This is a genomic window from Microbulbifer okhotskensis, from assembly GCF_023895975.1.
GTDB classification, from domain to species: domain Bacteria; phylum Pseudomonadota; class Gammaproteobacteria; order Pseudomonadales; family Cellvibrionaceae; genus Microbulbifer; species Microbulbifer okhotskensis.
This window is the reverse complement of record NZ_JALBWM010000158.1, coordinates 1-6,366: the sequence shown is the minus strand read 5'-3', so window position 1 is coordinate 6,366 and position 6,366 is coordinate 1. Positions and strand designations below refer to the sequence as shown.

Below are 6,366 nucleotides of genomic sequence, written 5' to 3'. Positions count from 1 at the left end.
GACCAGAGCGCTGCTTGATCAGGCCTGTTGAACACCAGAATTGACAATAACTCACAGAAAAGCGATTAGACTCAATATCTCTAAGCTGCTTTAAGGAAATTTGTTGGCATGCTTTAGCCATATGGTTGTGGCCGATATTTGTACCCAGGCTCATGAGCGCCGCATACGCATGCGACAGCACAAACTCTTCATTGGCAAATCTCTTTGTGCGGTGCTCTAGCTCTTCGGTAAAATTTGTGTATGTATTAATTTGATGGATAATTTGATAGAGACTAAAACTAGTATCCTCTCCCATGAGCTGAGAGACAAATTGATCAGTTGAAAAGTCCGTTGCTGGGGTGTCTACTGACCAAGTTCCGTTTTTACTAAATTTCACATATGTGTTTTCTTCGCTGTCGATTCGTTGATTAACCGTTTTAAAGAGTTCTGTCACAGTCATTCCAATCGTGTTCAAGTATTTTTCAGGGTTGCGGTATTCATTCAAGCCTGTAGAAATAAGAATCTCATCGAACGATTTTCGCCACATTTCATACGGTATAAAATAAGACTCTGTTGGTCGGTATTTGTAGCTGTACTTTAGAGTCAAAGATTCATCTTTTAACCCCTCAAAAGCGTGGATAATTAGTAAAACTTTGTACTTCCCAATGGCAGAAAACTCGCCCTCCCGGTATATTAGGTCACGCTCGTACTTTGTTAAAAATCCCATTGGGGTCATATCGGAAATTTTATCCAACCCTTTCTGATATGCTGTTATGGCCGACAGAAGTTCCAAGCTTGAGCAACTTTCAAAAACCAACGGCCTCAAAAGCGGGCCTAGCGATTTTTGAATTGATCTGGATCTTGAAAATATAAAATTATAGTAGTCTAACTTCCGGCGACGCTTGATTATATCGGTATCGACAGCCTGTAAGGTGATGTCGACATCATCAAAGTCTGAAAGCATGAGCGCTTCAGCTAATTTTAGAATTTTCCGCACCTTCTCCCGATCTGACAGCTTGTTTGATCGTGCAACATCAATGATTTTCTTGATCAGTTCTTTACTATTTCGAGTAACATTACTTATAGCTGCTGCTGCATCTAAGAATTCATTTTCCTGCTTATCACTTTCTCTGTTTTGATAGGAATTAGCGTGATTTAAAAGCTGTGTGACGATCTTTTTCCCCGCATCTACAGCGGCATCCGAGCGATGGAAGTGCTGGTACTGTAGATACGCAAGCAAATGTAAGTTCCGACGCCCCTGATCTCGAAACTTCCGGAGTTGAGTGGAAGTCGCTTGTTTCACCCAAATTGCGAGATCTTCTGTTGCTTCCTGGGTAAGGTACAAGGCAGAAATTACAGGTAAAAACTCAGTATGCAAATCATGAAATTTTTGTAATATCCTCCCATTTAATTTGCAGTGGTTGAGTTGGCTTCCCTGTTTGATACGTTTGACGTCACGATGTAATAGAAATTCGTCAGATTCCGACACCAGATTGTTTAGAATCTGTTGTTGCGAATCTGACAAGTGAGTATAGATTTCTGTGGCTAGCTTTTCCTCATAATCTCGGTATCCATGTTGAATAGTTTCTCGGACAATGATAAATGAAGGAACTTCTCGATGTTGCTCAAGGCAATACTCCAATAAACAATCCGCGATGTCCGATTTTCTGCGACGCTTATCAATTAGGGAGTTCGCAAGATCATTAAACCTTGCCTTGAAGCTCGCATCAAAAGCTCGCCAGTCATATTGCTTTAGAATTTTACTCTTATGCCGGGAGGCGACATCTGCCGGGTAGTCAAACGCAGCCTTAGTTGACTTCAGCGATAGAGCTTTTCTGGCCGCGCGGATATGCTCTACTGGAAAGTCTGAAGCCTTGAAGAATTGACGTTTTCGTGTGAAGTAAATGACTTGGAGAAGAAAACCGACTTTGTAATCCTCGCGAGTTATCCTCCTAAGTACCCTTTGGGTAATTGAGTCACACGTAAAAATGCTTCTTTGCCGCAAATCTAGTTTTGGAGGTGCATCCCAGGCCTTTTGCCGAGATGGGGGGAGGATGTGCTCCTGGTTTGAACTCATGTTACTTTAGTAGTCCCTTCCTTGGCCTGACAAAAGGTATAAATTCTTTTGCGCTATATATGTTAGATTTTTTATAATAAAATCTTGATTTTATTGTAGTGTACACAACAGTAAAATTGCATTTAAGGAATAAAAAGACAAACTCATATTCCTAAATCACATATGATGCGATAATTATATTGCCTACTTGATAAAACTCGGTCGATGAATCCTACTGCAGAACTCTATCAATCTCTACAAGTCGCATATGACCGGTTTAATGAGCGGTTGTTTGATGCATCACTTCCTCCAATCATTTTCACAGTGCAACGTAAACCCGGAGTAATGGGGTACTTTACTGGTGATCGTTGGAGTGACGTACACGGCAGGATTGTGAGTGAAATAGCGATCAATCCATCCTATATAGCTAGCTCACGACTTATTGAAGTTATGCAAACCTTGATCCATGAAATGGTTCATTGCTGGCAACATTTCCATGGGAGCCCCGGGCGTAAGTACTACCACAATATGGAATGGGCGAAAAAAATGATTGAGGTGGGTTTGATGCCCAGTTCAACAGGTGAACCCGGTGGAAACATAATTGGGCAGTTTATGGGGGATTACATTCTAGAAGACGGAAACTTTCTGAAAGTTTTTCAGGAGCTTGAGGCTGACCGTGAAATTGGCTTGTTTTGGCTTGACAGGAAGGCCCTGCCTCGATTATTTGAGCCAGTAATTGCAGGGGCTAACCCTAATTCAAAACCTGATAGGGTACTGCTAGAAAGTGGTACTACTGGTGAATATGTTCTATCCGAAGACGGCTTCGAAGTATCACCCTTAGAACAGGGCACCCCATTCACTTCTACAGTCCCAACGGTCAATTCATTGTTGCCAAGCAACCTCCAAATCTTGGAAACACCTAAGAGAAAGACTCGCATCCGTTATCAATGCCCTGGTTGTGATGTCATTGTGTATGGAAGACCAAAGCTACACATATTGTGTGGCGATTGCGACATTCAGTTTGAACGGGATCTTGAATGACATAATAGACAATTATTCTCGAATCACTTATGAATCAATTCTGTAGTTTTGGAGGATGATTCATGTCAGAAACACAGTAAATTTATGGGGGGTTACTGCTCATTATTCTCTCATACACCAGCACCATTTGGAGCGGATGATAATAATTGGTGTCCACCTCTCGGCTTGGAGTGGTATGAGAACATGATCATGGGTTATTGCTTGGAATTTCCAGATCCAGCTCATTCTATCCTTGTTAATATAGCGAGATTGCATAGGCACGGAACTGAACTTCGGGGTTCATACCAAAAGGAGCTTCGAGAATCAGTACAGTAATAGCGAGTGGCAAATCCTATCGGTGCGAGCTTCATAGCCAATGCAGCGCACATTGAAGACTTTTGAGTATAATTGCAGGACACAGCTCGAGCTGAGGGAGCGATAGAAAGGTAGAGGACGGTTTACGCATGATCTGCGGCAAGACTCTGGGCACGAGATACCCAAGAAAAGTATTTCCACGCAGCTGCTGCCCTTTGATTGTGCGCGCTGTCTGAACCCTCAGTTTGCCGCATTGCATTATTGGCTTTATCAAACTTGTTGAAGAAAAACCTCTCATGGTTAGCTATGCAGATCCAGTACATCGGCGGCTGCTAGCAGAAATCCGGCTACTTGAGGATATCGGCCTTGCGCAGTCGCTCCATGAGTATCCCTTTGACCAGGAATGTCCACTACAGGAAGCGTTCGGTTCTATTTCGGAAGCGTGTAAGGGTATGCACGGACTTATTGTGGCCCGTGTAGCTCAGGAACTCCTGGCCTCAACGCTAGTGGGCCTACCACTAGGTCCAACTAGATTCCAGGAAATCTCAGGGATCTGGATAATCGCTGAAGCTGAGTTCGGCGGAAGGGGTTAGAGGTGGCCGTACGTAGCGGTAAAGGATTATTATCCTCACTTCATAAAAGAGTATAAAAATTTATTTCTTTTTGTTTTTTGATGTCTTGTCATTTGCGAGCTGGCATAGGGCTGCTGGAGAGGAAAAAGCTATATTTTTTTCCTACTCCTAAGGGAGTTAAGCAGTATATCTAACCCCTCATGGGGGTCGGCATTCAGTACCGCACAGTATTCAGCGAACTCAAGGATATCGATCTTTTTACGCTCCTGCTCGATCTTGCCAATGATCGAGTGGTGACGTCCTAGCATTGCAGCTGCAGCACGGATAGAGAGTCCTTGCTCTTCGCGCTTTTGCTTGAGCCATTTGCGGAGCTTTTCAACATCAGGTGAGTAGGGTGAGGACTTCATTGTCTCGATGGTAGAGACGAAGTAGAATGGCGCGAAATTCGAGACATCCAGATGTACTATGAAAGCTTTGAGGGTTAAGCCTGAATTCGTCTCACTTTTGAAGACAGGGAATTTTGATACTTTTTCTGTCTCCCGTTTTAGAGACGCTTACTTGCAACTGACTGGTGATAATTCTAAGTCCAAGAATCTAACTAGTCAGTTAGTGAAACGGCACTTGCGTAAGCTTGAAGAGTACGGAGTTCTGGAAAGGGTAGCTTCTGGGAAGCTACATCCGATTGTATATCGAATAAAAGATCTAACTCGGTTGAATTCAGGACCTACCGTGCACCAGCACCCAGGAGCTAAATCCAAGCGATCAGACGAGTCACTTCCTGAAGAGGTTATTCTTACTCTAAAAGTAAAGCTGAGCAAATATCGTACAGATTTGCTGTCTGCAGCGGGCGCGCTCGAAGAATATGAGGCTATCGCTCAAATACAGCCCAGGCTAAAAGTAGCAATTCAGAAGAAATATGATCAAACCCGGGAAGAATATGCCAAAACTCTCGGGAAAGTTAGAGCAATCGAGTCTCTACTCGACCCCAAACTTAGCCTTTAATTATAATGAAACTACGTCGATGGCAATCCGAGGCCATCTCTCAGGCCTATAGTCAATATTCATCAGGCATTCGCCACTTCTTGTGCCTTGCCACTCCGGGGGCAGGTAAAACGATTATGGCTGCTATATTGGCCAAGCGCCTGTTTGAAGCGGGAATGATCGATCTTGTGATGTGCTTTTCCCCTGCAATTGTTGTGGCAAAGGATTTCCAGAAAGAGCTTGAAGCACAGACAGGTAAAAGGCTAGGAGGCCAACTCGGCGATCATGGCTGTTCTTTGACCTATCAGGCCATGATTTCTATGGCTACATCATTTTGGGAAACGTTGAAAAATCATCGAGTGTTCGTGATATTTGATGAAATCCACCATTGTGCTGCTACTGAAGAAGGTAATAGCAATAGCTGGGGAGAAGCTATTTATCGCCATATCAACGAAAAATCAGCTTATTCGCTAGCACTAACCGGCACACCGTGGAGGTCTGATAATATTCCCATTGTTTTGGCAGACTACTGTAAGGAGTCAAACCGGGTACATTGTGACTACCGTTATGGCTTGGCCCAAGCGATCACTGACAATGTCTGCAGAGAGCCTAGTATCATCGCTATCGATAACTCCTCTACCCAAATTACTGATGATTCTAAGACTCATTGCTACCCTTCATTCAAAGATCTGTTATCCCAGTCAGATTGCAGTTATCAGGATCTTTTAGATAATGAAGTTCTTATCACCGAAGTTCTGCGCCGAGCGGCTCATCAGCTCGATAACCTGAGGAAGTCAGCTCCTAACGCTGGAGGCCTGATAGTTACAACATCTGTTTCTCATGCCAGAAGAATAGCCTTCCTACTGCAAGCAGAGTTCAATGAAACAGCAGTGATCGCCACCTATATCGATGACAATCCACTGGCGACCATCCGCCAATTTCGTGATAGCTCCAGCAAATGGATTATTTCTGTCGGGATGATCAGCGAAGGTACCAATCTGCCACGCCTACAGGTTTGCTGCTATCTCACACGCGTCAAAACGGAACTCTATTTCCGTCAAGTACTTGGACGTATTCTTCGAACTACAGGTGAAAGCGGAGAGAAGGGCTATCTTTTTATGCCAGCTGCTCCGACACTGATTAAGTGGGCCTTACGGGTATCAGAAGATATTCCCGAAGCTAATATCCTGAGCTATGGCACTATTAAATCAACAACCAACGTCTCCGTTGATTCTATCTCATCCATAAATGAATTAGAGTTGAAAGCTTCGGAGGTCCGCTCGGAGATTGATATCAATACCGGTGCTACTGGGGAGAGGCTCCCTATAGAGCTGGTCGACTCACAATCTACTCTTGCACAATCCTATGAAGCCTGTATCAATATTTCCGAGTTATTGTCAATTCTGGTGTTCAACAGGCCTGATCAAGCAGCGCTCTGGTCGA

General features: G+C 43.8%; 6 protein-coding genes. 4 read left to right on the top strand and 2 right to left on the bottom strand.

Features of this window, described 5'->3' with window-relative positions:
• The coding region (locus MO867_RS19925) for a DUF4158 domain-containing protein (RefSeq protein ID WP_252472369.1) at positions 1-2,056 on the bottom strand (2,056 nt) is incomplete at its 3' end.
• A 204-nt stretch (positions 2,057-2,260) separates the two neighbouring features.
• On the opposite strand from MO867_RS19925, the gene MO867_RS19920 reads away from it, so the two are divergent.
• Positions 2,261-3,076, top strand: coding sequence for a SprT-like domain-containing protein (locus MO867_RS19920; protein WP_252472367.1), 816 nt, complete (start codon positions 2,261-2,263; stop codon positions 3,074-3,076).
• Positions 3,077-3,666: 590 nt separating this feature from the next.
• Positions 3,667-3,963 carry a hypothetical protein gene (locus MO867_RS19915; RefSeq protein ID WP_252472365.1) on the top strand — a complete coding sequence of 99 codons (297 nt, stop codon included), beginning with the start codon at positions 3,667-3,669 and terminating at the stop codon, positions 3,961-3,963.
• A gap of 128 nt (positions 3,964-4,091) precedes the next feature.
• Here the strand turns inward: MO867_RS19915 and MO867_RS19910 are convergent, their stop codons facing one another.
• Positions 4,092-4,349: a helix-turn-helix domain-containing protein gene (locus MO867_RS19910; RefSeq protein WP_252472364.1), complete on the bottom strand. Its 258-nt coding sequence runs from the start codon at positions 4,347-4,349 to the stop codon at positions 4,092-4,094.
• Positions 4,350-4,407: 58 nt separating this feature from the next.
• Between MO867_RS19910 and MO867_RS19905 the strand changes: the two genes are divergently transcribed.
• A complete protein-coding gene (locus MO867_RS19905) occupies positions 4,408-4,944 on the top strand; it encodes a VspR family transcription factor (RefSeq protein ID WP_252472363.1) in 537 nt (178 codons plus the stop codon).
• A gap of 5 nt (positions 4,945-4,949) precedes the next feature.
• The coding region (locus tag MO867_RS19900; RefSeq protein ID WP_252472362.1) for a DEAD/DEAH box helicase at positions 4,950-6,366 on the top strand (1,417 nt) is incomplete at its 3' end.

Excerpts from the sequence above, each read along its gene's own strand:
- MO867_RS19920 (WP_252472367.1), top strand. The coding sequence starts at position 2,261 with ATGAATCCTACTGCAGAACTCTATCAATCTCTACAAGTCGCATATGAC.
- MO867_RS19915 (WP_252472365.1), top strand. The coding sequence starts at position 3,667 with ATGGTTAGCTATGCAGATCCAGTACATCGGCGGCTGCTAGCAGAAATC.
- MO867_RS19910 (WP_252472364.1), bottom strand. The coding sequence starts at position 4,349 with ATGAAGTCCTCACCCTACTCACCTGATGTTGAAAAGCTCCGCAAATGG.
- MO867_RS19905 (WP_252472363.1), top strand. The coding sequence starts at position 4,408 with ATGAAAGCTTTGAGGGTTAAGCCTGAATTCGTCTCACTTTTGAAGACA.